The organism is Candidatus Deianiraea vastatrix (genome assembly GCF_007993655.1).
Taxonomy (GTDB): Bacteria; Pseudomonadota; Alphaproteobacteria; order Rickettsiales; family Deianiraeaceae; genus Deianiraea; species Deianiraea vastatrix.
In genome coordinates this window covers 319025-345804 of the sequence record NZ_CP029077.1, presented here as the reverse complement: position 1 = coordinate 345804, position 26780 = coordinate 319025, and the positions used below count along the sequence as shown (strand labels likewise).

Genomic DNA, 26780 nt, shown 5'->3' with positions numbered 1-26780 from the left:
TTTATTAATACAAATTTACTTCGTCAGCATAACAATATATTTATCAAGTAATTCTTTGGCTGTTTGAAAGTCTTGGATATTAAATTGAAAATGGCAAAAGTCATTACGAAGTTTTTGAATGATTGAAGTTTCTGCATAATAGTCATAATAAATCTCACCATTTTCTTTATTTAAATAGTTCTTATAAAGAAAAAATTTGTCGTCGATTTTTTGATAATTTGGAAATATATATTTACCCAATATATCATAATCCCAAACTCTAGTACTTAGCTTAAATTTTTCATCATACGCTTTACAAATTGTTATAACATTATCTCTTTTCATTAATTGAACATAAAAACCTAAATGTAACTTTTTCACTCTCTCAAAATGCGCTAATGTTTCTTTTTGCCTTATTTCATTTTTTAACCCAAGTTCAATAATTAAAGGATTCTTAACTGCATTACTTGGAACATATCCGAACGACTCTAGCTGATTATCATATGAAAACCAATCCCAGTATTCTTCTTGAATTGAAATTTTCCCGCTATCTAAAAAATTATCATTTATTTTATATAACAATTCATTCCAATTGTTTTTTAAAGCACACTCAAACTTTGCAAATCTTGGATACAATTCTTTGCCAATATTTTCATAATCGCAATACTCCATAATTCTACTCCCCACCGCCAGCCTTCACAATAATGCGTTTGCCGGTTTTGTCAGGTGAGCTTAAAATTCCGTCTTGCTCCATGCGTTCGATAAGCATTGCGGCTTTGTTATATCCAACGCGCAGTTTTCGCTGAACATAGCTAATTGACGTGCGTTTGTCCTCCATCACGATGCGAATTGCCATTTTGTATAAATCGTCATCACTTTCCCTGCCTGTTGCGAAATTTCCAAGATCCTCATCGCCGCCGCTGCTCATTATTGGATCCGCCCCTTCGTCGTATTCAACAATGTCGATGTAATTTGAAACATTGTTGGTTTTTAGGTATTTTACAATGTCTTCAACCTCGCTGTCTGAGACAAAAGGCCCATGAACACGCTGTGTTTTGCTTGCCCCTTGCATGAAAAGCATGTCACCCTGCCCTAAAAGTTGCTCTGCGCCTTGCTCGCCTAAGATGGTTCGGCTATCGATTTTCGATGTCACTTGAAAGCTTATTCTGCTTGGGAAATTTGCCTTAATCACGCCAGTTATGACGTCAACCGAAGGGCGCTGAGTTGCCATGATTATGTGAATTCCAGACGCACGAGCCATTTGCGCAAGACGCTGAATTTGCGCTTCAACATCCTTGCCGGCAACTATCATTAAATCCGCCATTTCATCAACGATTAAGACTATATATGGCATCTTTTTTGGCTCAAAAACTATAGTCTCCGTCTCCATTTTACCAAGATCCCGATTATAGCCAACATCAATTTGACGCGTCAGTTTTGTTCCATTTTTAAGCGCCATTTCAACTTTTGTGTTGTAATTTACAATATTACGAACGCCAAGGGATGACATGATTTTATAGCGATTCTCCATTTCTGCCACAACCCATTTTAATGCCATTATAGCTTTTTTTGAATCTGTAATAACTGGCGTCATTAAGTGCGGAATGCCGTCATAGACTGAAAGTTCAAGCATTTTTGGATCAATCATTATCATTCGGCAATCTTCTGGCGAAAGCTTATACAAAAGCGAAAGTATCATGGCGTTAATTCCGACGGACTTACCAGAACCCGTGGTTCCGGCTATTAAAAGATGGGGCATTTTTGCCATGTCAACAACAATTGGATTACCCGCAATATCCTTACCAAGTGCCATGGGAAGGGCGGCATCAGACATTGCAAAAGCGTTTGACTCAAGTAATTCACGAAGATAAATTGTTGCCTTGACTTTATTTGGAAGCTCAACGCCAATCGCATCTTTTCCCTGTATAACCGATATTCTTGCCGAGACCTTCTGCATAGTTCGCGCAACATCTTCGGCAAGTCCAATAACGCGTGAAGACTTCGTTCCAGCCTTGGGTTTGAACTCAAAAAGCGACACAACCGGACCAACACTAACATTTGTCACCTGACCAATTACGCCAAAGTCAAGAAGAGTTTGAACAAGAAGCTTGGAAAGCTGCACTTTATCAATTGTATCCTGCTTATTTTGCTTTGGAGGCTGAAGTAAATCAAGCTGAGGCGGGGAATAGTTCATTCCAGATATATCATCACTTGGTGAGATAACGGAATCTATAGCCTGCTTTGCCGTCTTTTCAGGCAGGAAATTTGGTATTTTCGCTTCATCCGATATAAGATTATTTGGAGCATTTGCTATCATATTTAAAGATGCTTCATTTATAGTTTTACGTGTCTTTAAAACACTTCTTGCTCTTTTTGAAAACATCAATCTTGCAATCTGCTTAATAAATCTAAATATAGCGGAAGAATTTTTACTTTTATCTTTTTTAATATCCGAATATTTCATTACAGTTCTAAAAAATCTCATTACCTTATGAATAGGGAATAATAATACATTAAGTGGAAATAAAGCAATATTTTTTAAAGTCTCAACTGTTTGATTCTTGCCATTATCTTTAATAAAAAAGCATATATAAGAAGATATTAACGCAATTATAAATAATGCAAATCCAGCTGTAACTTTTCCTATAATGTTTTTAACGGTATATTTGTTATAAAACCAATATCCAACATAACCTCCGGGTAAAAATTCATAATAAAAATCTCTATATGACATAAAGATTTCAACAAGGCTACACATAGAAATAATCATCAATACTGCAAAAAGCATACGAAGCCAAATTAGAAAAATAGTTTGACCAATTGCAATTAAAAAGCTCCAAACGCAAAACAATGCTATTATAACAAAAGAAATAAATCCGAAAGTTTGCATTAAAAAGTCAGATATATAAGCACCGCAAATACCGCATAAATTCCTTATTTTTTCGTCATTTACAACATTAAAAGATTTATCTAAAGAATTATAACTAACACAAGCAACGGCCGCAAAGATACATATACAAAAAACAGCAATGCTAACAATGTTATATTTTCTCTTATCCCTCACATTAATTATTTAACATTTCAAGTTTAATATTTGCTATTGCCTGTGCTGGATTCAAGCCTTTTGGACAAGCCTTTGCACAATTCATAATTGAGTGACATCTGTAAAGCTTAAATGCGTCATCAAGCTCACTTAAACGCTGTTTTTTTGACTTTTTATCGCGCGAATCAACAATCCATCGATATGCCTGTAAAAGTATTGCAGGCCCAAGATATTTTTCACCATTCCACCAATAACTTGGACATGAAGTTGAGCAACAAGCACACATAATGCACTCATAAAGCCCATCGATTTTTTCTCTATCCTCCTCGCTTTGCAGGTTTTCTTTACTGCTATTATTTTCAGTCTGCATCCATGGTTTTATAGATTTATGTTGTGCATAAAAATTGGTTAAATCTGGAACTAAATCCTTCACAACCTGCATGTGTGGAAGCGGGCTAATCTTCACAGTTTTGTTGCATTCATCAATAGATTTAGTGCATGCAAGAGTATTTTTTCCATCGATATTCATAGAGCAAGAGCCACAAACGCCTTCACGGCAAGAGCGCCTAAATGTTAGGCTTGAGTCAACTTCGTTTTTTATCTTTATCAAAGCATCCAAAACCATAGGCCCACACTTGTCTAAATCAACATCAAATTTATCTATTCTTGGATTTTTTCCGCTTTCCGGATCGTATCTATATATCTCAAATGTTTTTACATTTTTACCATCGCACTTAAAGTGTTTCCCGCTTGTTTTATCGATAACCGAATTTCGTGGTAAAAATATTTCTGCCATAAATAAAAAATTATTCACATCCTTTTATAATAAATAAATTTATTTATCAAGGAAAATTTTATTAAATATAAATCATGTTGGCATAGGTTTATATATTCCATAACCACCGCAATATGATGTTCCATTTGAAAATTTTGAAAACTCCTGAACTTGATTTAAACTCGTTGTATAATTAAATATATTAGTATTTAAAAATTTCTTAACATCTAAAGTCATCATAGGGCACATATAAGAAGTTACTAATGTTCCATCTGCTGCCTTCCTCCAATTTCCATGATCGTCACAAGTTAAAGAATAATCATTGGAAGAATCAATATTTGCATCAAGTCTGTAATCTTGATTTAACTTCGCATCAATTGATCCACAGTATTTCTTTACCTCTGTGTCAGATACTAAATCGGTATAAAAAGCCGCACCATTTACATATAATGCGCCATTATAAAAATCATTATCTGTGCAAAAACCATAATGTCGATAATTTGTTTTATAACTTGAGCACTTTGTAAACAAACACACTCTTGCATTTGCGGACTCTGGTATGTAAATTTTTCCAGTTGAATCAAAGCATTTAAGTGGCTTGATAATATCGTCATTTTTTGATTCATAGCCTTTATAAGGATCTCCATTACTATATTCGCATATATAATTACCAATTTGCACAAAAGCCCTAGGACATCGAGGCATACAATGCACATCTCTTATACCATTTGCTTTGTCAATCTTCTTTTTACCATTGTATAAAATTGGTGTAATTCCATCAGCCTTAAACTGAGTATACGGAATCGTAAGAGTTATTCTACCATCTCCGCCGTACGCTTCCATTTGAGTTCCTGTGTTATCCATTGTGTCATAACTTGTTAAATTATCTGCATCATTATGGTCAATTGCGCAGCCACCTGAGCCAATAAATGGATGGGATTTAATTGTGTAATCTCTGTCACCTGGACGAAAAATAGCCTTTAATGTTGACAACAGAGCGCTTGAAGCTTTTGTTAAATCCACGCCGCTATTAAATTGACTTACCGTGCAATTTCCGCCATTGCCATTGTCACAAGATGCTGAAGAAGTATTAACATCACAATACTGGTGAATCATTCTATACTGTGTACATAAATCTGTATATTTATTGGTTGCTTTGTCTGGAATACAACTATTTGAAATTACATTTTTCATCTTTATAGCTCTATTTCCTCCGCCATTTAATTTAACAGAATTATTACGCGATGGCCAGTCATACTCTCCATCGTCACCTGTAATTGCAGAAAAGCATCCGTTATATTTTCTTAGTAAATATTGCGACTCAAGTACATCAAGTGACGCTTTCATAGCTTCGTCATACTTAGCAGCATCCTTGACATATTGATTGCGACTTTGTGTATATGTGCCAAGCTTAGCAGTATCAGCTTTTGCTTGAGATGTTGCATCATTTAGCTTATTTTGCTCATTTATGCATGCTTGATTTGGGCTACAATATTGATAAGTCTTAACCGTTGTAGTTGTTGTGCAACTTGGATCTTTTATATCTTCTTTTCTCATTGCATCTGTATAAGTTGTCCAGCCAATTTTATCAGGCTTCCATACTGCAAAACAATATGCTTTTTCTTTTGTATTATCGCTACAACCAGCACCAACGCAACTCCATGTAATTATATCACCTTTAGTGTCAAGCGTAACATTGCCTATTTTATCAGGTTGGTATGTAACACATTGTCCGCTATCTTTTTCAGCCAAAACACAATCTGCACCCATAACGCAACAAAATACATCCATATTGTCAAAAATAAAGAAGCTATTGCCTGGTATATCTTGCTTACCGGCACACTGATTGCCATTATTTGCAACATAGTCTTCCGCAAACATCCATGAATACGTACCCCAAGGCATATAAGAAACATTTCCCATGCTATATGCAGGATCGTAATCACTTATAGTAATTATCGGTATTCCACTCTCAGCAGGACCTGTATAATTAATAACGCTACTTTTTTTAAATGGATCATATGGATACCATATATTGTTAAACATTCCTGTTGTAGAAATCCATCCATAATTACTCATAAAAGAAGAGCCTAATATTCTAGTACCTGCATTTGTTAATCTTGAACAACCACTACTACCACAATATCCCTCAATATAAGATACTTTCTCATCATACTTGCGACTATTATTGCTATACACCTCATGTATAGTATATGCTTCATTATATACAACATGATCTTGGCAAAATGCTCCAACACTAGCACCACATTCACAAAATCTTGTCCTTCCATCGGCAGGTGTTGTAGTTGTTATAGTTTTTGTACCTTCCCATAAAACGACAGCTCCAACTGGCAAACTTTCACCTTCACCGTAATCATAACATATATAATCTTTTCCACTACTTCCCTTTTCTGTAACACATTTATTTGTTGATGCCTTTGCTTTATACTCACTGTAATTTGGAAATTTTGCCTCATCAAATTTACCACTATCGGCAGATGGAGCGTCAGGCGGGATAGCTGAACTGGGAACAGGTGGCAAAGCTGAACATTGATTTCCAAAATATCCACTATTTAAAAGATATGCAGAATTATACCTTGCCGCGCCACCATAAGCTCTCGATTCGTCATTATATTTCTTTCCCCCATGATGACCCGCCATAACTCTATTAATTTGAACTCCAGATTTTGAATTTGATGTATTTCTCCATATCACAGAATCTCCCCCAATATCAAATTGCTCAACTTGCGACTCAAGTCTGTTATTTAATGTTGTTTTGTTTTCAGAAGCAAAGGAAGAATTAAATAATGTATTAAAATTTATATTTGAGGAATTATCTATACCCGGGCTTACAATTAAAGCATCTCTATCAATTGCATTTACATCAAGTATTCCATAAACATAACCTCCTCCCGCTCCAGATCCAGATTGTAACATTTTTTCACAAGCCTTTTGTACAAAATCAAAACATGCAGATGATGCACTGCAGCAGTTTTTCGTTGTTCCATCTATATATGGACAATTTGCAAAGCCTAATGAAAATGCACAACCCGGTCCCCAAAATAATGATGACAGAAATGTACACATTGCAGTATAGCCAACACATTCAGCAACTGACTGAGTTTTAAACCTAACACGGGCATCATTATTCCATTGTTCAGACTTGCCACCAGCACCCAAAACTTCAGCCTCCATATATTCACAACGATACGGAATATAGTGATTATATGATAAGCCGCCAGCATATCTTCCAACGCCATAATCAACTTGATTAACCCTATCAAATGTTACACAAAGACCCATTTCATCGTTTGTTTTATTTCTCACAGAAACCTTATTTTTCAAACAAGAAGATGTAGAGCAACCAAAATATTTAGTCATTAAATCAGACCCCATAACCCCTGCAAGATCATTTATTTGTGAATCAGGATCCATAAATTGATAGTATTTTTCCGATGGACTCAATATATTATCTGGACCTGGTCCCTTGCCGCCATTTAAATACAATGCAATCTGCGGTGTATCAATATATTTTTGTTTAAATGAAATTGCTTGAGAATTTGCACGAGTAACCTTTGGATTAAATGAATTTGGATATTGCCCATACAAAGTTCGATTTAATCCAGAGCCATTTGGAAGACTATCATCATCTTTAATAAAATCTGGGTATCTCATACCCCTTACAACACACACACCATCAAGCCATTCAATATTATTTATATACTCATCTACTGGCTTATCAAGTTTAATTTGCAACTTTCCACTTTTTGCACAAGAATCTGGGTCATCAGAAGACTTGCATCTTTTTAATTTTTGACAACCTGCATTTTCTGATAAGAATAATATCAGTTCCTGAATACATCTCTTATCTCCGTTACATTTACCAACTGAGTCAACAACCTTCATTCTAATGCTTTCCCTAACCATTCCACTTGTCATACTTATACCATAGCAATCTTGATAATATGGACCAATTGAAATTAAATGATTAAACAATATTACCTCGCTATTACTATCAACTTGACCATATTGCTGATTGCCTTGAGATGCAGATGAATTGCCGGCAACATCCTGCAGAGCACTTAAAACATAAGGAGTGAAAACGGCATCAACATTTCTACTTGCAATAGATTTTCCAGCTGGCGTTAGCTTTCCATTAGCATCAGTAAATGAAATAATTTTCTTCGTAATTTCGTCATAATATCCACCAATAACAGATGGATCTATTTTAATATTTGTAATTGCTGTTGTATCAGAAGCATCAGATGCGCTTAAAACAATTGGTGTAACAGTTTTTTTATTAATGTATGAAAATTTTAATGGCGGCCTAACAGTGCCACCGAGAATTTTCAACATTCCCTTTTTTAAAGCATCATTACATTTAATATTGTTTTCAAGTGGAAAGCCATTTTCACCATATACAAATTTATTATCTATATAATAAGCAACAAACATAGTTTCCTCTCTACTATCTATATACTCTATTCTACTGCAAATTCTTGCAACGATGGACGAATTTTTGACAGGATTACCCTTTGTGTCAAAAGATGCAGCATACTGTATCTCTTTTGGTAAATCTGTTGACCATTTTGATATCTTACTCATTTCTTTTATAAATCTTGGATCTCCGTTTTTGATATCGGGATCAAGATTTAGCGTTTCCACAATATCGTCATCCATTATAAATTTATCAGCAAAATTAGACGTATTTGGTGGGTCAAACCATATTGTATAATTCGCCTTTCCATATGTCAAGTTAATAGATGGGTTAAAAAAATCACCCCTGTAAACTTCTCCAACTTCTGTCAAATCATTAAAGGGTTTATAAGCAGGAGAGCTTCCAAAAATATTATCTGCAGCCTTTGTCATATAGGCATATTTTATATCTGGATCTGTCACAGTAACACTACTTGATGAAGTCTTTTTTGCCGCAGCCTGTGTTATCTTTTGTAAAACAGCTGCATCCAGAGGCTGAGCTATACGAGGAAAAGGTCTTGGTCCTGTTTTGGCAGCAATTTTTCTGCAGCCAACTCTGTTTGATTCTTTATTACTAAGACTATCATCTTGCCCACTAAACGTAAATTCTCGATACTCATAACCACACACGTATCTACCTGGACCGTATAAATTTCTAAAAACCTGATAAACTTTTGCTGATGCATTTTGCTGTGGGAAAAATTTAGGAGGATTAACCCTCATAACATCCATTAATTCATGAAATGCCTTAGAGTAATTATTGTTTGGACCATAGCCAATTCCAACATCGTAAGAAGCTCTTTTGCATTTTGCAAGTCTTTGTCTAACAGTGGAATAACAAAGAAAACACATTTTTTGTGTCTGCTTTAAATTCATCCAATATCCAGAATATTCACCTTTTTGATGAGGAATGTAATTTGTAGACTGACTACATTTTCCAGTTACGTCACTATCTACACATGGGCAACCTGTTACTTGAGGACATTTTTGGGCAATATCCTTTACAGATTCATAACAATTGTTATCTCTATTCATTTTTACACCCTTGTAGTATTCCATTGTAACTTCACCGCTTATAGATTGCTGCAAAAGACATTCATCATCATTGGTTGTTGAATTATAAGGACATCTTCCACTAAAAAGATTGTAAACATAGCCAACTCTATGCCCATACCTGTCATCATCATCACCTGGCGATAAATTATCCCCTATGTCATCAAGTGTAAAAGTTGAATCTTCTGTATAAAGAGTTGATATGGAAGCACTTGGAAATTTATATGTATCTTCAGCCCTTGTTGTTTCAAGTGTAATGCATTTTTCTTTTACTGCAGCCTGACATTGCGAAACACAAAGCCTACCTTGCGCAACCGTAATATCATACTCAGAATAAGATGCCTCATCAATCCAAACAGTTTTATCGCCAGCTGCATCATTTGTTTCATGGCCAGTTATATCACCAGGCTGACCAAGCATAAGACACTTGTGCAAATTATCATCATCCATATCGTTTGGCGTAACAATCAATTGTATACCAAGATCTAATTTAACCCCAGCTTTATAATTTACCAAAGGCTCAACATGCCAAGGTAATGGATTATCTTTATAACCATGATTTGCCTCCGCAGATACATTATTGCTATAAAAACATAGTATTATTAATGTAAAAAAATATTTTAACATCAAAATTCAAAAAGGTCGGCACCTTATATTTAATTATTTTTTTTATAAGTCAATTAAATATTTACTTTTAAAATTATTATTCTATAGTAAGTTGAAAAACAATATTTTTATGAAAAATTTTGTCTCTAAAGCAAAAAAAAAATTACACATCCTTCGCAAGTCAAGTAAAATTGCATTAATTGCATGCGAAGTAGTTTTAAAACCACAAAAAACTACCAGATTTGTTTACGACAAAGTAACAAATTTCATGATAATAATACTTTCACTATCACTTTTAACATTCGCTTGTTTTGATATAGTAAAAATAGCCTTTAATAAAATTAGCTTTTCAAAGAGGGAAATAATTAATATAGCCATACTTGGCGATACCGATGGAATAATATCAAAAACATTATCAACATTTAGTCACAATGTATATCAAATTCAAGTAAATATATATCAAAAAGCAAATGACTTTATAGAAAACGCCTCAAATAATGACATAGGAATATTATCAAATTACCATATAGACATTATTGATCAAAAAAATATATTCTTTCCATATCAAAGAAGCGAATTTAACATGCAATCTTTATTAATAAAAAAAAGCATCAACAAGGCAACAATTACATGGATTTCAATGTGTAGTATAAAAAATGGAATATTGTCACATTTTAACGATGATTTCGAAGAAGACAAACTAAAAGAAACAATAATGATCGGTGAGTTGCGTCAATTTACAAATAGCAGCAAGCTAAATGTCATTGCAAACCACTTAAGCAATTTATGTCTAAAAATTTGATACAAATATGTTACTAAAATCAAGCATCACACTAGCATTTTGGACGATATTATCAAGAATCTCTGGCTTTATTCGTGATAGCGTTATGGCAAGTTTTTTTGGAACATCGATGGTAAGCGATGCATTTGTTGCTGCGTCAAAACTTCCAAATTCGTTTAGAAGACTGCTTGGCGAAGGGGCGCTTTCTTCAGTATTTACTGTAATGTTTTCAAATATTCTGGCAGAAAAAAAGCAAGAAGAAGCAAATGAATTTATGAGTAAAATTTTCTCATATTTACTACTTACGCTAATTATTGGTGTTGTTATATTTGAAATTTTTATGCCGCAGGTTATATCTTTTATATCCCCGGGTTTTGCAAAAATTCCAGAAAAATTTACACTCACGGTAGCACTCGCGCGGGTCAATTTTATCTTTATTATCGCAATTTGCCTTGCGTCGATTTGCGGAAGCGCGCTAAACAGCATCGCAAAATTTGGATATTTCGCCGCCATGCCAATACTGCATAATCTTGGGCTTGTATGTGTATTTTTTATATTTTCAGGCAGCTCAAATCTTGCCTATATTTTGTCTTACGCAATAGTGTTTATCGGCTTTTTTCAGCTTTTTTTCCTGCTTATTATTTGCAATAAAAATAAAATCCGCCCAAAAGTAAAAATTTGCGTAAAAAGTGACGAAAAAACAAGGCAATTCCTAGGAAAAATGACCAATGGACTAATTGGCTCTGGAATATATCAGATCAACATTTTTGTCGACTCAATTTTTGCAAGCGTTTCAGCAGGCGGGGTCTCATATTTATACTATACAGACAGGATAAATCAGCTTCCACTAACGCTAATTGGCGGAACTTTGGGCGTGAGCTTGCTTCCAATTTTGAGCAAAAAACTAAAACTTGGTGAATTTAAAGAAGTCGCTAAAATCCACGATCAATGCGTGCTTTTTGCCCTTTTTGCCGCCATTTTCTGCTGCAGCGTTGTTTGCTGCCTTCATAATGAAATAATAGCTTTTGTCTATGAAAGAGGTGTTTTTACAAGCTTGGATACGCAAATTGTTGGAAAAATGCTGTTTATTTTCAGCTTCGGCTTTTGTTTTTCAATCTTATCAAAAATATACAATGCATTTTTATTTGCAAACCTTGACACGAAAAGCCCAATGCTCATCGGTGGATTTTGCGCTTTAGTTAATGTTATTGTCAACTTTTTGACATACAAAAAATATGGATTTTTCTGCGTTGTGTACGCAACCCTAATATCCTCGATTTTAAGCGGTATTTTGCCACTAATTATCGCACATCGCAAGAAATTAATTTCGATAAATTTAAAACTTGTAAGATCTGTAATTACCTTGATTTGCATTGGATATTTCACTTATTTTGCTGGTAAAATTTTGATGTCACATTTAGTAAATCTTGGAATAAAAAGCTCAATTTCAATGCTAATTACCATGATTCTTACAGGATTTTTATATTGCATTTTATCCCTTTTAATGCGGGTTTATAAAGTAAGAGATTTAGTTTTAGTTTTTGGTAAAAAAGTATGAAAGTTTCCCACATTATTGACCTTGATTTTGATGAAAAAATCGTCTCAAAAGACGGAAAATACCGCATTGGCGTTGGCGCGGTAATTGAAAAAAATGGACTTGTATTCTGCGCAAAAAGAATGGACAATAAAAGCACAATTCACTACGACACCCTTCAAATGCCACAAGGCGGATTAGATAGCGGCGAAGACCTAAAAACCGCTATATACAGAGAGGTTTTTGAAGAAACTGGCATCAAAAAAGACAAGCTCGAATTCATATCACGACTTGACGATTGGATTTACTATGATTTACCGCTAGATTTTCAAAAAAGAATAGGTGGAAAAGGCGGACAAGCTCATATTTGGTATCACTTTAAATTCACTGGCGAAAACACCGATGTAGACCTAAATAATGGTACGCACATGGCAGAATTTTCTAATTTTTACTGGAAAAAGGGTAATGAAATAGTTGAAAGAAGTATACACTTTAAAAAAGATTTGCATGAAAAAGTCCTGCGTGCATTTGGGTTTTTGTGATTTTTGTGTAGCACTTTTGCGCTCTAAAAGTTGCCAAATTTTTATACTTCTGTGATGAAAAAATTATACTAAATTTAAAAAAGACTTACACGAAAAAGTCCTGCGTGCATTTGGGTTTTTGTGATTTTTGTGTAGGGGTTTTGCAACTGTAATTTGTCAATTTTTTTTAAATGATTCTTGACTTTTATTTTTTATCCACCCACAATGATGCAGATTTTGTTCATTACCAATGAAAATCGCCATTTGGTGCTTTGTTTTTCTTGCTTTTTTCTTTAACTGCAACGCAAAAACAACCTGTTACACAAACGGAGTTTACGACATGTTTCATGTTGGACACCTAAATATTTTGCGCGCCGCAAAGGGAATGTGCGATGTTTTGATCGTTGGCGTTCACACAGACGAAGTCGTTCAAAAATACAAAAACAAAACGCCAGTCATACCTTTTGAAGAAAGAATCGAGGTCGTGCGCGGCATAAAATACGCAGATGTCGTAGTTCCAGACGTCGATCACTACGTTTTTGACGAAAAACTCTATGAAAAATTCAAAATGGATATTTTAATTTCCGGCGATGACCATTTTGGCGAGTATGACGATGTTGCAAAAAAGCTCAAGAAATATGGCGTAAAAATTGTTTATTTGCCCTACACAAAATCGCAATCATCAACAAAAATTCGACAAAAATTAAAAGAGCAAAAGTAATTTCTTGCATTTTATATTTGCGATTTTAAATTCACTGGCAAGATTTAAAAAATATGCGAATTTTTTATGTAAGAAATTTAGATACCTTTGAGTTTAGCGAAAAAACCTCGTGCGTAATTGGGAATTTTCGATAATCACAAAAAATCCGACATAAACATCCCTTAACCAATTTGATACAAATTAAAATAGTAAAATATTCAATATTTCCAATTATAAAGAATTGTCTTGTATTTTTTCCAGCATTTTATTTTCAATTTCCAGTAGTATTTCATCAACACTTGCAATCTCACTAGCTGAAAAATTAGATAATACATAGCTTGATACCATATCTTTATTTTCCGGCCTACCAACTCCCACGCGAATTCTATGATAATTTGAGCCAACAGTTGCATCGATCGACTTTAAGCCATTATGTCCGCCATTCCCGCCAGAAAATTTCATCTTAGTAACTCCAAATTTTAAGTCTATATCATCATGAATCACTATAATTTTGTCAGACTGAATTTTATAAAATTGCATAACTCTCTGAACACAATTTCCAGATAAATTCATATATGTTTGAGGTTTTAAAAAGATTATATCACTACCCAACACCCTACCCTTTACAAGTAAGCCATCAAATTTTGAAAACAAAAGTCCATCGGAAAATTTTGATACAAGCTTATCAATTGCAATAAACCCTATATTGTGTCGAGTATTTTTATATTCATTACCAGGATTACCAAGTCCAACAACTAAAAACATACTTATAAAATCTCATTTTCAAGAACACCCCATATTGATTTTCTTTGCACATAACCGGAAATATTCCATTTTCTCATTCTAATTTTGCACAGTTTTTTATTACAAAATTGTAAATTTGCAGTCATATTTTTTTCAACTTTTGCAACTTTTACCATCTTATCCTTTATAACTTTATATATGTAAGCATCTTGTGTAAAAATAATATTTCTATTTTTGGAATTTCCATTTACCAAATTAACCTTTACCCAGCCTGTTTTATCCTGATAGTCAGTTACCATATACCAATCATCAATTCTATGTAAAATTGCAAGAGGCATGTATGTTCCACTGTAGGTCATAATTACTGGATACTCTTCACCTGGTCCATTTCTAATATTTGTAATCTTTCCTTTTAATGATACAAATTTTTTAATATCGTCATCAGCTTTTGCTGCATTTAAGTAAGATGAAATTAACAATATAAACAACCAAAACCTAAGCATATTTATTTTAAAAGATCTTTTAAAATATTTTTTATGACATAAAGTTCTTTTTTGATGCCAATTCTTACCATCGCAAGCCTAGTGCCATCAATCTTAACATCAGACACCTCATCAGAAAATAAAACACCTTGAACAGCAATATTTTGCATTTTCTTAATTTTTCTTGGCCTAATTTTACCATCATGCATCATTTTCTCAATTCCAGCCAAGGTAACTTTATGCTCCTTTAGTAAATCTCTAATTTTAATTATCTCCGATATACAAAATGAATCATAATATCTAGTTCTAGTCTTTTCATTTGCAGATTTAATATGTGGAAATTTTTTCTCCCAAAAGCGAATAGTATGAGTCTTAATACCTGTTAATTTTGCAACATCGCCAATTTTATACATATCAAATCTCAGTTTATCTACATATACACAAAACTTTTTTTATATTCAATTTATTTTTTTGGAAACGGAATATTTGACCTCATAACATAATCAACATGCTGTTTTATATAATCATTATAAGCGTAATCTGCAATATTTGACAATACTGTGTAATATTTATTACCATGTAAAAACGGTAAAAACTGCATAAAAACTATCTTCGTAGAATAAATTTCATCGTCATTTCGCTCAAGTGTCATATAAAAATCTCTTTTATCTTGGTATTTTTTTTCTCCAACTTTTTCAAGTGCGTAATTTAAAACCTCCGCTAGATAAAAATCTCTATCCCTAGAAGTATTAAAATTTAGCAAAGTTGCAACTATATTATAGTCTTTACATTTAACATTGGTTACTATATTATACCCCGCTTTCGCAGTAAATCCAGTTTTAAAGCCTTTCATGCACTTATAATTTTGCCCAACCAAATTAACAGGACTATAATACTTGCCCTTAAAAAATATGCCATTTGACTTAAGCGCGCCACTATATCCACGATGATTTTTCATAAAATTTTGCATCATTATTCCGATGTCATGTGCATTTGAATATTGATCGTCATGATGAAGCCCTGTTGGATTTGCAAAATTTGTGCCATACATTTTAAGCTCATTTGCTTTTTCATTCATGCTTTTTATGAAAAGCGATGTATTTTGATTTGAAATTCCATCTGCAATTGCGTAAGCCGCGTCATTTGCGGAGATTGTTCCGGCAAGGAGCATTAGATTTTTAAAGGTAATTTCTTCGTCATATTCAAGATTTGCCGTTGTTCTTTGCTGTCTTGCACTTTCGCGTGAGACGGAAATTTTGTCATAAATGCCTATTTTCCCACTTTTAATAGCATCTGATGCAATATAAAGCGTCATAACCTTTGTGGTTGATGCTGGGTATAATTTGGCCAGTTCGTTTTTCGCAGCAAGCACCTCTTCACCATTTACATCATATACAAAAACGGCTTGAGACCTAGCTTTTTGACTTGGTAATAGATAAAGGGTAAGAGTAAAAATCAAGATTTTAAATAGGTTGCATATCTTCATAAATCAAGTTTTTTTCTTATTCTTTTTTACAACATTTGCAAATCTTTTTGTAACCTGCGGAGTGCGCAATTTTGGTCTTGCAACCGGTTTAAATGGGTTGTCGGATTTTTTAATCTTAAAACGAATTGGAACGCCGAAAATACCAAATTTATTACGAATTTCATTTTCCAAAAAGTTTTGATATGAATCTGTTATCCCTTCTATCATATTGGTAAAAATGCACAGTGTCATTGGGCGAGTTGAAATTTGAGTTGCATATTTTACCTTAACTTCATGCCCCTTACATCTTGGCGCTGGGCTGTTTTGCGAAACCTCACGCAAAAACGCATTTAGCTTTGCAGTATTTATACGCTTTGACCAAATGTCATTTAAAACCACGCATTCATCGAGTATTTCGTTTATATTTTCATCAAATTTTCCCGAAATCGTAAAAAACGGCAGCCCTCTTGTCTTTGGGAATACATTTTGCAGAAATTTTTCCATTCCGTCTATGATTTTTTCTCGCTCTTTTTCGGTAAGCAAATCCCATTTATTCATTACTATCACAAGCCCACGGCCTTCGTCAATTGCAAATTTCGCTATGCGTAAATCTTGCGATTCAAACGCATTTTTAGCGTCCATACAAAGTATTGCAACAGTTGAGAATTTTATTGAATAAAACGCACTTTCAACCGAGAATTCCTCTATTCTATCGTCAACTTTCAGTCTTTTACGAATTCCAGCAGTGTCAACTAGGTCAATTTTTTTACCACCATACTCAATTTCTTGATGAATTGAGTCTCTTGTTGTTCCAGCAACTTCGCTGACAATTGATCTTTCGTCATTTAGGATTTTGTTAAAAATGGTTGATTTTCCGGCATTTGGTCGCCCGACAATTGCAATTGAAAGTCTGTCGGTTTTTTCGATATAGGCATCTGATTCCGTGTCAAGTTTTGCCATCTCGCCAAGGTCAATATTGTATTTATTAAGATAGGATTTTTTAAGCTGATCTGCAAGTTTTTCAAGCCCGATTTTATGCTCCGCCGAGACAAATACCATGTTTTTAAACCCAAGTTGATAAATTTCCCCCATTATATCGTCTTGTGGCTTTTTTTCAGTCTTATTGCAAACTAAAATAACCTCTTTATTGAATTTGCGCAAAACCTCTGCAAAGCTTGTGTCCAATTGGTTAATTCCATCTTTTGCATCGACCAAAAACAGTATAATTTCCGCATCTTCAATAGCTTTTATGTTTTGCTTAATCATTTCCTGCGAAATTTCATCACTTTTTGTATTATCAAAGCCTGCTGTATCGATTAATTTGAGTTTCATGTCAAAAAAGTCAGTAACTGCCTCAATTCTATCACGTGTTACTCCAGGGGTATCAAATACTATCGAGGAATTTTTCTTAACCATCTTATTAAAGAGGGTAGATTTTCCAACATTTGGCCGCCCGACAATTGCTATTTTTACGTACATAAATTCATGTTTTTTAGAGCATAAATGCTTAAATATTATTTGCAAATAAAAAAAATATCTTTTATATTGCATAAAATATGTCGTAGTGTATGCCAAAAGTAATAATTCTAAATGTTGCGTCGTGCAGTGGAAGAAAGCATTGCGATAAAACAGCAAAAGATATATTTTAAGATTCAAAAAGAAGCGAAAGCGCCAATTTTTACATTGACGCGTTTGGTGGTTAATTACATAGTATAGTCAGCTTCTATGCAAGTTTTAGTAAATAGAACAAATGGATACACTTTTTGCTCTATTGAAACAACTTTTGCATCTTTTGGTAAATGCTTATTCAAATCTGCATAATCTGCAGGGAACATAGGATTTAGCCACAAAGGAGCATAAGAGCATTTGCTAAAATGCATAGGCTTTTCCTTAAAAGACTTGTTTAGCTCTGGACAGTTGTGTTTTTGTATCTTGTAAGAACAAGATGCCAAAGTCACTGTTAGTAAAAGTAAAGGTAGTTTCATAATAAAAATCAAAAATATACCTATATAAAGCAGTTATTTTTTTATTGTCAAGTGTTTAACAAAAAAATTATATATAATATTATTTATATCTTGAAAATAAAAAAAATGCTTCCAAAAAATTAATTGACTTTAATAGTTTTTATGTTATAAATTTAGTAGACTTATTTATTTTTGCCTATGAAAACAGTTGATTTAGCAAAAGATATAATTTTTTTGTGCAAGAAGTATGGTCATCATGAAAGTAAAACAAAAATTCACAAATTAATATATCTAATTTTAGGATTTGCTTTAATAAACAATATACAGCCAACAGAAAAAGTTAAAGATATTGATGACGAAGAAATAGATTCCGTCATTGATGAACTTCCTAAAGCTTGGCCTTATGGTCCAGTTTTTCCAAAAGTAGATAAAAATTATAATAAAATAATGTCTACAGATTTTAATAACTACGATTTATCAGTTAAAAATGATCCAAAGTTGACAAAAATTGTCGAAGAAACTGTAAGACAATGGGGTAAAAATACAGCAGGTCAACTTTCTGATTGGTCGCATGAGGAAAATTCACCTTGGGATGTTGTTGTAAAACAACAAGGCTCTGGATGGAACACGCCAATACCTCTTCCCTTGGTTGAAGAATATTTTGAGAAATCTGTTGAAAATATTTTAGGAGAAAATGAGTAAAATTAAACAAAATTCAAATTTAGCAGAAAAAAGTTTAAAAGAGAATTTTTGGCATCAAAATTTAAAAATTATTCTTGCCACATCTTTTGCATTTATTGTATTGTTGTATTTTATTTTACAAAAAGATACAGAAAATATAAAATGGATTGTTTCTTTAATAATGTCATTTTTTGCAGGTAAAAAATTTAAATAATTTTTAATAATTCAATGTATATTAGTTAAACAAGTCAATCCATGCAAACCCTCAAATTCATCACAAAAGACTTCCTGCCGATACTGATTTTCTATATAGTCAATCATTTTTATGGCACGAAATTTGCTTTAATTTCGGCAATAATTACCGTAATCTTGCAAGTGATATTTTTTCGCATTAAAAAGATAAAAATCAGCAATTTCTTTAAATTTTCCGCAATAATTACAATAATATTCAGTATTTGCGACCTATATTTACAAAAAACCCTTTTATTTAAATATGAATCAGCACTAACAAATGCTTTTACCGGAATTTATTTTGCTTGCAGTCTTCGCAACAAAGAAACAATAATTGCAAAATTTGCAAAACCTTGGATGACAGAAAACCTCGATGGATACTTTAGAAAACTCACTATTGTGTGGTCAATTTACTTCCTTGTAAAGGCAATTATCTACGCCATTATCGCACATCACTACGCACTTGAAAAGCTGTTAATCTTGCGTCTTATATTTGGAAAAATCAGCTTCTGGATTTTACTCTTTATTTCAATATACGGCAGGAGAATTTTGAAATTTATATCTTGCAAATAAAAATCCTTAAACTAAAATAAAACGCATTACTTTGTAAGTTATGAAAGCAATATCAAAAATGTCTTGCACAGTGGCCGTCTGCGCAAATCAATATTTTGACAGCATTAATAAACTAATCTGGCTGAGGCTTTTGCTTAAAATAAATCCAAAAAACCATATCTATGTAAAGCTATTTTTTGCTGGATTTATCTCGATATTTGCGTCCACGCCAATGTATTTTTTTCCCGCTTTGTTTATATCCCTGCCATATTTTTACGCAAAGCTGGAAAAGACGGAAAATGTCAAAACTGCAGCAAAATACTCAATTGCATTCGGGCTTGGCTACTTTTTTGCAAATACACACTGGATAGCTTTTTCGCTTTTTGAAGACATGAGATTTATCATTCTTCTTCCCCTTGCTCTTACTGTAATTCCCCTTTATTTCTCGATATATTTAACACTTTGCATGGCAATTTGGCGGTATATTTTGCCAAATATTTCAAATCGCGCTATGCAAATTTTCGCCTTTTCACTATTGTGGATTTTGTCCGAAAGACTGCGTGCATCGATGATTTTTCCATTTCCATGGTGGCAAATCGGCATGACGCTTGGCGCACTTGACGCATGGCTACAGCCGCTTGCTGTAATTGGCATAAATCTTTTTAGCTTTTTTGCAGTGCTTTTATATCTAATTCCAACGATTTTATTGGCCGAAATCGCAAAATGGGAAAAAATCTGTGCAATTTGCTTTATTGCCCTCATTCACACGCTATTTTTAACTTTTGGAATTTTCCGCCTAAACCACCAAGAAAAACTTGAAATCCCTTTTAATATCGGGCTTTTACAGACAAATTTTACTCAATACCAAAAATTTCATGATGTTCAAAAATCACTTGAAGTTCACCATTTGCAAACTCGCGAAATAATGAAAAACCTTGATAAAAACGCACAAAATCTTATAATCTGGCCGGAGACATCAATTCCATATTCAATTAATAAAGACAGCCCGCAGGATGAAAATACCGCATCTTATCTTGAAATTATTCAGTCAGAAATTGGGAAAAATACAAAAATAGTCTTCGGCGGCGTTGGTCTTGATGAAAGCGATAATTACACAAATTCCGCATTTTTAATGGGAAATGAAAAAATTGAAAAAATATATGATAAAATAAATCTTGTGCCATTTGGTGAGTATGTACCTTTAATACCAATTAAAATCGGCTTTTTGCCTTCATTTTCAAGGGGTAAAGAACGCGCGGTATGGAATATTTTTGACAAAAAATTTGTACCCCTTATTTGCTATGAAATTCTTTTCGATAAAAACGTTAAAAAGCTCCATCCAGACTACATAATTACCATAAGTAACGATGGCTGGTTTGGAAATTCAATAGGCCCACATCAGCATTTTGCACACGCACGAATCGCCGCAATTCGTAACCAAGTTCCAGTAATCAGGGTCGCAAACACAGGAATTTCCGCAATTATTGATAAATATGGGAAGGTTATCGCAAAAATTGATAGGAAAGATGAAAAAACACTAATTTTCAAATAAAAAATACAGCATTTTGTTTAAAAAATTATATTTTTTGCAACAACCTTTAACCAATATAATCAATTATCAAAGATGCATTGTTAACATACAAAGCCAGAAATTCCGCCGCTCTCGTAAATGCAACATAAAATACTCTATTTTGCTCAGATAGCTCAAAAATCTTGTTTTTTTCCTCAATTTCAAGTGAAAATAAATCCTCACCCAAGGCCTTGCACATGCTTTCTGCAAATTTTAAACTTCTTGACTTTGCTGTAAAAAATCTGCAATCCGGACGCAAGAAAATCGAGTAAAATCCTTGACTATTTCCGCTTTTTGCAAGTTTATCAATCGCAAAATTGTCATCTATATAAAACACAGCCCTAGCCTGCAAGCCCTTGGATCCATGCACAGTCATTATTTTTACCCCATCAAAACTTGGATTTTTTATTTCAATATCGTCAATATTTTCAAGAATGTACCGATAAACCAAGACACCATCATCACCTTGCGTTGTTAAAATGTCCAAAATTTGATAAATCAAAGATTTTCCGTAAAATTTGACAAATTTGTCAAAAATCTCCTCATACTCGGCAATTTGTGCAAAAAATTGAGAAATATTATTGGTTTTTGCACTAATTTTCATCAAAATATCGTAAATTTTGAAAAATCTCTCATCAGATTTCAAGCTATGAATATTTAATCTTCCAGACTTTTTAAGCTCGAAAATTTCATCATCACAAAACCCAAAAAGCGGCGATTTTAAAAGGCCGGCTAGCAAATATTCATCCAAAATGTCGTTTACAAGCCCAAGTAAAGCGGTGAAATCAAGAAGGCAAATTTTTGTTATATTTCCCTGTTCTTTATCCGAATTTACAGGTATTTTTTTCTCTTTTGCAATGCGTAAAAAATTGCCATAAATTCCATCTTTTTTCCGCTTTTTGACCAAAACCATTATATCGGAAAATGCCATGCCACCACGATTTATCTCTAAAATTTTGTCACATATTGCCCAAATATAGTTAAATTTCTCCTCGCTTTCCTCAATTTCATTTATCAAAACAACCCCTTCCTCTTGCGTGCTTGCCAAATGTTTTGCATTTGAAAGATTTGAAAAATCGCCTGTTAATTTACAAAATTTATCTACAAATGAAAGAATTTCGGGCCTTGATCGATAAGAAGTTAAAAGCTCTATTTTTTCAAATTTTGCACCAAAATCAGCAGATTTTTGCGCGTAACTAACCATTCTTTGCTGAAAATTTGCAACACTTGCGCCACGAAAGCCGTATATCGACTGTTTTTCATCGCCAACTGCGAAAATTGTCTTGATTTTATCGACTTTATTTGCCAAGAATTCACCAAAAATCTCATCTATAATTTCCCACTGCTGCTTTGACATATCCTGCGATTCGTCAAGTAAAATATGATCATACTTAGCAAAAATTACCTCCATAACGGCAGGATTTTTAATATTTTCATATAAAATATAGATTATATCGTCAAAATCAAGGCAATTATGTTCATTTTTTAGGTTTTGATATTTAAAATAGACAATTTCAAAAAAATCAAGAAGCAGGAAGGTTGTAAAAAAAGAATGAGAAATAAAGGCATTTTTGCAAAATTTCTGCAAAGACTCGGCAGCCAAAATATCGGCATCACTCATACCACGACTACGAATTTTTCCATTTGTAAAATATGCAGAAATTAAATCCTCATTTATGTATTTTTTCTCTAAATTGCACCATTTTTTAACAATTTCTGACTGTTTTGACCCTGAATTTGCAGAATTTTCAATATTTTTCTGCAAAATTGAATCTGAAAAAAAGTCATTTAAAATATCCTCCATGTCTTTTGCTGGAAGCCCAACAAAACTGCCATAAATACCGCGATATTCCTCTTTTTTACGAATAATTTTGGCAAAAAGATGCAAATTATCAATTCCATTATTTACAAATTCCTCAAACCAATGTTTTCCATATTTCGCTATAATTTTATCTATTTTTTTGTCATTTTCCTCGGAAATTTCATCAAAAATCACATCTTTTACATATTTTTTATACATTTTTACATCATTTTCGGTTAAAATCGTAAAATCTGGTAAAATATTTGTTACTGCGCTTGTTTGTCGTAAAATTTTCGCACAAAATGCGTGAAAAGTGCATACATTTAGCCTTTCAATATCAAGCAAAGCGTTCCTAAAAAGACGCAAGGCGGTATCTTGGTCTTGATAGTTTTTATAGGTTTTTATCTCCTTTAAATCGCCTTGTTTAATTTGCAAAAACAGCGATGAAATCTTGGAAAATATACGCTCTTGCATTTCATGTGTTGAGTTTTCGGTATATGTAATGCAAAGTATTTTATCAACACAAACTCCCGATAAAATAAGGGAAATGACACGATCTACCAAAACTTTTGTCTTACCGGAGCCCGCGTTGGCGGATATAAAAATATTCGTGCATTCGTCTTGAATTTTACTTAGAATATCAGTCATTTTTTACACCATAAATAAATTATAATCTCCACCCACGCAAAAAATCATCGATTTTTACTTGATTTTTACCCTGCCTCTGAACAATTTGCGGCAAAATCACGCCATCATTGCAATAAAGCTCGAAATTTTGACCAATCGTGGCAATTTTATCGCTTTTTACATCGCATTTTTCCATTTTTGCAGATATTATCTTGATTCTTTCGCCGCTGTGCACAATATAACAATATCCATGGGTTGTAAAAGCTCGGATTTTATTAAAATTTCTAATGCAGCTGTCTGATAAATTAAGCAAAAGCTCTGATTTGTCTATCTTTTTTGCGTATGTATGGCCAGATTCCTGAGGTTTTGTCGCAAAGTTTGCATCTTTAACCTTATCCAGAGATTTTAGAATAATACCAGCTCCATGTGTTTTAACTTGATCAAAAATATCGTCAGAAGTCCAGTTTTCATCGATGTTTATGGGCATTTTTTCAATAATATCCCCAGCGTCAAGGGCTTTTGTCATTAAAATTGTGCAAATCTCCGTGTATTTATCGCCATTTTCAATACATCTTTCAACCGGCGCCGCGCCGCGATACAAAGGAAGTGCTGAAGGATGCAGATTAATTGCCTGAAACTTCCCAAAAATAAACCAATCTGGCAGTAAAAAACCATATGAAAACACAACGGCTATGTCGTGTTCGATTTTTAAAAACTCATCCTTCACATCTTCAGTTTTGAAATTTTGTGGCGTATATACTGGGATTTTAAACTCGTTTGCAACATGCCATACAGGGTTGTAAACAAACTTCTGCCCACGCCCAGCCTCTTTCGGTGGGCTTGTATAAACCGCAACAACCTCATGGCAAGACGCAACCAGTCCTCTTAAAATCTGGGATCCAATTTCGCCAGTTGATGCAAAAACTATTTTCATAAAAAATCATTTTTACACCAAAGCTAGCAGTGTTTTTTAAAATAGCAAGTTTTTTTTGGTAAATTGTCGTTTTTAAAAATATCAGATTATCATACCATCATTTATATCCGTCTGATTTTGCTGAACACCTTTTGCATGAGTAGAATTGGAATTCTGATTACTAGGATCAATATTACTACGATTAATATTAGTCATTTCACTTGTATTAGCCTCTTGATAAATGTTACGATTATTCTTCCATTTTTTATAAATACAAGCACCAGCGCACGCCAAAACACTAGAAACAGGAATGCCAACAAACGTCATCCACCACTATTTATTAATTTCACTCTTTATTTCTTTAAATAAAACATCATCTACAAAGATACTATGACCGTGTTTCATAAAAATCTCAGCAATTTTTCTAACTGTTGTAACATATACTTCGTTACCATTGACATCTTTAGTTTTAAAGTAACCATTCTTAATATCCCCTATAGGCATATGATAAGTCTGTGCTTCAAAAGTGTCTAACAAAGGAATGTAAGAATTTGTATCTTTTTGAATATCTTGGTAAAATTTTAAAGATTTCAAAGCACTATCAAGATTAGCTCTATCTTGTAGATTTTCAACGCTATTTATAAACTTTTTTAAATTCTCATTATGTTTATCCTGAATTGATCTCATAAGATCTAATGGATTAAATTGATAACTCATAATACTCATATTTAGAAAGCTTTTACCATCTTTGTCGCACAATACACTTTTAGTATGATCTCGATCTATATCGTAATTTGGATCTCTATTAAGAAAAGAGTGAGAAAATCCCAAACTATGAAAAAATTCATGCACAAAGATCTCGAATTTTTCATCGGAATTTGATGACACAAGAGTATCATGTGATGCGTAAAAGCCACGAGGTTTTGAAGCCTCTTTGTTGTATTTTATAAAAAGTTCCCGTTCTTTTGAATTATTATTTTTCAACCCAGCGTAGCCAAGTTGGCATCTTAATGTACTTATTAATTGTGAACAAAACTCTGCAACATCAATGTAATCCTTTTCAACATCTTGCGCAAAATTAAATATTCTACCATCGGAATCAAGGTAAACCATCGGTACACCATCCATGTTTTGAATAATATAACCAGAACGATTTATTGGATTTATCACCTTGTTTCTCATATAATAGTCTAGCATGGGTATATAGCCAAGTCCTTTTACAGAATCTTCTATATTTATACTACACTCTTGACTCTCCCAAGCTTTTTGAGCATTTACTCTTAAACGCATCAATCTACCATTTATTTCATTAATTCTGTCAGCATCTTTATTTTTGTCAAGCTTCTCTAATTCATCCTGAAGTTTTTGATATTCATTAAGATTTTCTAAATTCTGGATATCTTTTGACATTGTTTCTTTTTTATATTTATCAAACAAGGTGCATATATTATTAAGATCGGCACCAGTTTTATGATATGCATGGCTAAATAAATATTGATTCTCTTCGGTAAGATTTTCGGTAAGATGCCACGCCTTCGGCTGTAATTGTGATAATCCGAAACTCGTCACATCGTCAAATTTGTTTATTCCTAAAGCATTCACATAATCACGATTCAAATGAAAATATTCATTATAACGCTGCTCCAAAGCGCTGAACCACTTACAATTTCCATATCCACAATCCTCAGTAAAATTTTTTCCTTCTACACAAAAAACATGAAGATCCGCTTTTTCATCGACTACCGGTTGCGCCAAAATGACACCATGAGGAATTGTATTACACAATGAAAAACCACGTTCACGATGTATATCGCCTTCTTGCAATCCTTCGGATATAGATTCCTTGCCGAGATCTCCATCATGAAAAGATATATCATTCTTACATAATACAAAATCACGCCACTCATCGTCACTCATTTTATCCCTTTCTACAGATTGACATTTGTCTTGATTGGGGTCTTGCTCTGTTTGTTTAACTGTATTATCGGGATTTTCATTTAACTCTCTATGATGTTTTATATCACCTAAAAAGCTATTACCACCAAACTCGCTACCGAATCCGTCACTCAGCTCTAATTCACCAGCTTTTTGAGCATTTACCCCAAGACCTTCAACAGCATTGATTGCGGCAAGTGTTACGGTAATTAATTGAAGTAAGGTAAAAGCACTCATAGCTTTGTCGCGATTTCCTTTAAAGGCTTGTTGTATTTTTGCATTAAAAGCTTGAGACATTTGCTCATCAAGTCCAACCAAGCTGCAAGCTAAGTTCCAATCCTTTGTAA

Annotated in this window: 20 protein-coding genes and 2 pseudogenes; 7 read left to right on the top strand and 15 right to left on the bottom strand. The window is 33.5% G+C overall.

All coding sequences use genetic code 11. The features are described from left to right. Positions 1–15: 15 nt before the first annotated feature. The 5 genes and pseudogenes from deia_RS01505 to deia_RS01490 form a co-directional block, all read right to left on the bottom strand. Positions 16–651: a hypothetical protein gene (locus deia_RS01505; RefSeq protein ID WP_146820409.1), complete on the bottom strand. Its 636-nt coding sequence runs from the start codon at positions 649–651 to the stop codon at positions 16–18. A 4-nt stretch (positions 652–655) separates the two neighbouring features. Next, positions 656–2167: pseudogene (locus deia_RS05970) on the bottom strand (DNA translocase FtsK); the annotation flags it as partial. A gap of 405 nt (positions 2168–2572) precedes the next feature. Next, positions 2573–3043: pseudogene (locus deia_RS05965) on the bottom strand (DNA translocase FtsK 4TM domain-containing protein); the annotation flags it as partial. A 1-nt stretch (position 3044) separates the two neighbouring features. Next, positions 3045–3818: a succinate dehydrogenase iron-sulfur subunit gene (locus deia_RS01495; protein WP_146820407.1), complete on the bottom strand. Its 774-nt coding sequence runs from the start codon at positions 3816–3818 to the stop codon at positions 3045–3047. A 72-nt stretch (positions 3819–3890) separates the two neighbouring features. Beyond that, positions 3891–9953 carry a hypothetical protein gene (locus deia_RS01490; protein WP_146820406.1) on the bottom strand — a complete coding sequence of 2021 codons (6063 nt, stop codon included), beginning with the start codon at positions 9951–9953 and terminating at the stop codon, positions 3891–3893. Positions 9954–10062: 109 nt separating this feature from the next. On the opposite strand from deia_RS01490, the gene deia_RS01485 reads away from it, so the two are divergent. From deia_RS01485 to deia_RS01470, 4 genes are all read left to right on the top strand, one after another. Further along, complete coding sequence (locus deia_RS01485; protein ID WP_146820405.1) at positions 10063–10734, top strand: hypothetical protein; 672 nt, start codon at positions 10063–10065, stop codon at positions 10732–10734. Between the two features lie 7 nt (positions 10735–10741). Further along, positions 10742–12271 carry a murein biosynthesis integral membrane protein MurJ gene (gene murJ / locus deia_RS01480; RefSeq protein ID WP_146820404.1) on the top strand — a complete coding sequence of 510 codons (1530 nt, stop codon included), beginning with the start codon at positions 10742–10744 and terminating at the stop codon, positions 12269–12271. Continuing rightward, positions 12268–12789, top strand: coding sequence for an RNA pyrophosphohydrolase (locus deia_RS01475; protein WP_146820403.1), 522 nt, complete (start codon positions 12268–12270; stop codon positions 12787–12789). Before murJ ends, deia_RS01475 begins: the two co-directional genes overlap by 4 nt. A gap of 229 nt (positions 12790–13018) precedes the next feature. After that, positions 13019–13489 (top strand): adenylyltransferase/cytidyltransferase family protein, encoded by a 471-nt coding sequence (locus deia_RS01470; RefSeq protein ID WP_146820402.1) that lies wholly within the window; start codon positions 13019–13021, stop codon positions 13487–13489. A gap of 210 nt (positions 13490–13699) precedes the next feature. Here deia_RS01470 and pth read toward each other — a convergent pair whose 3' ends face one another. The 6 genes from pth to deia_RS01440 form a co-directional block, all read right to left on the bottom strand. Continuing rightward, positions 13700–14233: an aminoacyl-tRNA hydrolase gene (gene pth, locus deia_RS01465; RefSeq protein ID WP_146820401.1), complete on the bottom strand. Its 534-nt coding sequence runs from the start codon at positions 14231–14233 to the stop codon at positions 13700–13702. Positions 14234–14235: 2 nt separating this feature from the next. Next, positions 14236–14715 (bottom strand): SH3 domain-containing protein, encoded by a 480-nt coding sequence (locus deia_RS01460; RefSeq protein WP_146820400.1) that lies wholly within the window; start codon positions 14713–14715, stop codon positions 14236–14238. A gap of 2 nt (positions 14716–14717) precedes the next feature. Then, positions 14718–15107: a MerR family transcriptional regulator gene (locus deia_RS01455; protein ID WP_146820399.1), complete on the bottom strand. Its 390-nt coding sequence runs from the start codon at positions 15105–15107 to the stop codon at positions 14718–14720. Between the two features lie 50 nt (positions 15108–15157). Beyond that, complete coding sequence (locus deia_RS01450) at positions 15158–16180, bottom strand: D-alanyl-D-alanine carboxypeptidase family protein (RefSeq protein WP_146820398.1); 1023 nt, start codon at positions 16178–16180, stop codon at positions 15158–15160. Positions 16181–16183: 3 nt separating this feature from the next. Further along, positions 16184–17638 (bottom strand): ribosome biogenesis GTPase Der, encoded by a 1455-nt coding sequence (gene der, locus deia_RS01445; protein WP_161982785.1) that lies wholly within the window; start codon positions 17636–17638, stop codon positions 16184–16186. 224 nt (positions 17639–17862) lie between these two features. Beyond that, on the bottom strand, positions 17863–18144 hold the full coding sequence (locus tag deia_RS01440) for a hypothetical protein (protein ID WP_146820396.1): 282 nt from the start codon (positions 18142–18144) through the stop codon (positions 17863–17865). A gap of 177 nt (positions 18145–18321) precedes the next feature. On the opposite strand from deia_RS01440, the gene deia_RS01435 reads away from it, so the two are divergent. The 3 genes from deia_RS01435 (at position 18322) to lnt (ending at position 21139) form a co-directional block, all read left to right on the top strand. Continuing rightward, positions 18322–18825 (top strand): Panacea domain-containing protein, encoded by a 504-nt coding sequence (locus tag deia_RS01435; protein WP_146820395.1) that lies wholly within the window; start codon positions 18322–18324, stop codon positions 18823–18825. Between the two features lie 234 nt (positions 18826–19059). Then, positions 19060–19608 (top strand): septation protein IspZ, encoded by a 549-nt coding sequence (locus tag deia_RS01430; RefSeq protein WP_146820394.1) that lies wholly within the window; start codon positions 19060–19062, stop codon positions 19606–19608. 40 nt (positions 19609–19648) lie between these two features. After that, the gene (gene lnt / locus deia_RS01425) at positions 19649–21139 is read left to right on the top strand and encodes an apolipoprotein N-acyltransferase (RefSeq protein WP_146820393.1); all 1491 of its coding nucleotides are present in this window, start codon (positions 19649–19651) and stop codon (positions 21137–21139) included. A gap of 46 nt (positions 21140–21185) precedes the next feature. Here lnt and deia_RS01420 read toward each other — a convergent pair whose 3' ends face one another. From deia_RS01420 to deia_RS01405, 4 genes are all read right to left on the bottom strand, one after another. Beyond that, positions 21186–23606, bottom strand: coding sequence for a UvrD-helicase domain-containing protein (locus tag deia_RS01420; RefSeq protein ID WP_146820392.1), 2421 nt, complete (start codon positions 23604–23606; stop codon positions 21186–21188). Between the two features lie 19 nt (positions 23607–23625). Next, the gene (locus tag deia_RS01415) at positions 23626–24519 is read right to left on the bottom strand and encodes a methionyl-tRNA formyltransferase (RefSeq protein ID WP_146820391.1); all 894 of its coding nucleotides are present in this window, start codon (positions 24517–24519) and stop codon (positions 23626–23628) included. Positions 24520–24600: 81 nt separating this feature from the next. After that, positions 24601–24825 carry a hypothetical protein gene (locus deia_RS01410; RefSeq protein ID WP_146820390.1) on the bottom strand — a complete coding sequence of 75 codons (225 nt, stop codon included), beginning with the start codon at positions 24823–24825 and terminating at the stop codon, positions 24601–24603. A 6-nt stretch (positions 24826–24831) separates the two neighbouring features. Further along, a complete protein-coding gene (locus deia_RS01405; protein WP_146820389.1) occupies positions 24832–26751 on the bottom strand; it encodes a hypothetical protein in 1920 nt (639 codons plus the stop codon). Positions 26752–26780 lie beyond the last annotated feature (29 nt).

Excerpts from the sequence above, each read along its gene's own strand:
- deia_RS01505 (WP_146820409.1), bottom strand. The coding sequence starts at position 651 with ATGGAGTATTGCGATTATGAAAATATTGGCAAAGAATTGTATCCAAGA.
- deia_RS01495 (WP_146820407.1), bottom strand. The coding sequence starts at position 3,818 with ATGGCAGAAATATTTTTACCACGAAATTCGGTTATCGATAAAACAAGC.
- deia_RS01490 (WP_146820406.1), bottom strand. The coding sequence starts at position 9,953 with ATGTTAAAATATTTTTTTACATTAATAATACTATGTTTTTATAGCAAT.
- deia_RS01485 (WP_146820405.1), top strand. The coding sequence starts at position 10,063 with ATGAAAAATTTTGTCTCTAAAGCAAAAAAAAAATTACACATCCTTCGC.
- murJ (WP_146820404.1), top strand. The coding sequence starts at position 10,742 with ATGTTACTAAAATCAAGCATCACACTAGCATTTTGGACGATATTATCA.
- deia_RS01475 (WP_146820403.1), top strand. The coding sequence starts at position 12,268 with ATGAAAGTTTCCCACATTATTGACCTTGATTTTGATGAAAAAATCGTC.
- deia_RS01470 (WP_146820402.1), top strand. The coding sequence starts at position 13,019 with ATGAAAATCGCCATTTGGTGCTTTGTTTTTCTTGCTTTTTTCTTTAAC.
- pth (WP_146820401.1), bottom strand. The coding sequence starts at position 14,233 with ATGTTTTTAGTTGTTGGACTTGGTAATCCTGGTAATGAATATAAAAAT.
- deia_RS01460 (WP_146820400.1), bottom strand. The coding sequence starts at position 14,715 with ATGCTTAGGTTTTGGTTGTTTATATTGTTAATTTCATCTTACTTAAAT.
- deia_RS01455 (WP_146820399.1), bottom strand. The coding sequence starts at position 15,107 with ATGTATAAAATTGGCGATGTTGCAAAATTAACAGGTATTAAGACTCAT.
- deia_RS01450 (WP_146820398.1), bottom strand. The coding sequence starts at position 16,180 with ATGAAGATATGCAACCTATTTAAAATCTTGATTTTTACTCTTACCCTT.
- der (WP_161982785.1), bottom strand. The coding sequence starts at position 17,638 with ATGTACGTAAAAATAGCAATTGTCGGGCGGCCAAATGTTGGAAAATCT.
- deia_RS01440 (WP_146820396.1), bottom strand. The coding sequence starts at position 18,144 with ATGAAACTACCTTTACTTTTACTAACAGTGACTTTGGCATCTTGTTCT.
- deia_RS01435 (WP_146820395.1), top strand. The coding sequence starts at position 18,322 with ATGAAAACAGTTGATTTAGCAAAAGATATAATTTTTTTGTGCAAGAAG.
- deia_RS01430 (WP_146820394.1), top strand. The coding sequence starts at position 19,060 with ATGCAAACCCTCAAATTCATCACAAAAGACTTCCTGCCGATACTGATT.
- lnt (WP_146820393.1), top strand. The coding sequence starts at position 19,649 with ATGAAAGCAATATCAAAAATGTCTTGCACAGTGGCCGTCTGCGCAAAT.
- deia_RS01420 (WP_146820392.1), bottom strand. The coding sequence starts at position 23,606 with ATGACTGATATTCTAAGTAAAATTCAAGACGAATGCACGAATATTTTT.
- deia_RS01415 (WP_146820391.1), bottom strand. The coding sequence starts at position 24,519 with ATGAAAATAGTTTTTGCATCAACTGGCGAAATTGGATCCCAGATTTTA.
- deia_RS01410 (WP_146820390.1), bottom strand. The coding sequence starts at position 24,825 with ATGACGTTTGTTGGCATTCCTGTTTCTAGTGTTTTGGCGTGCGCTGGT.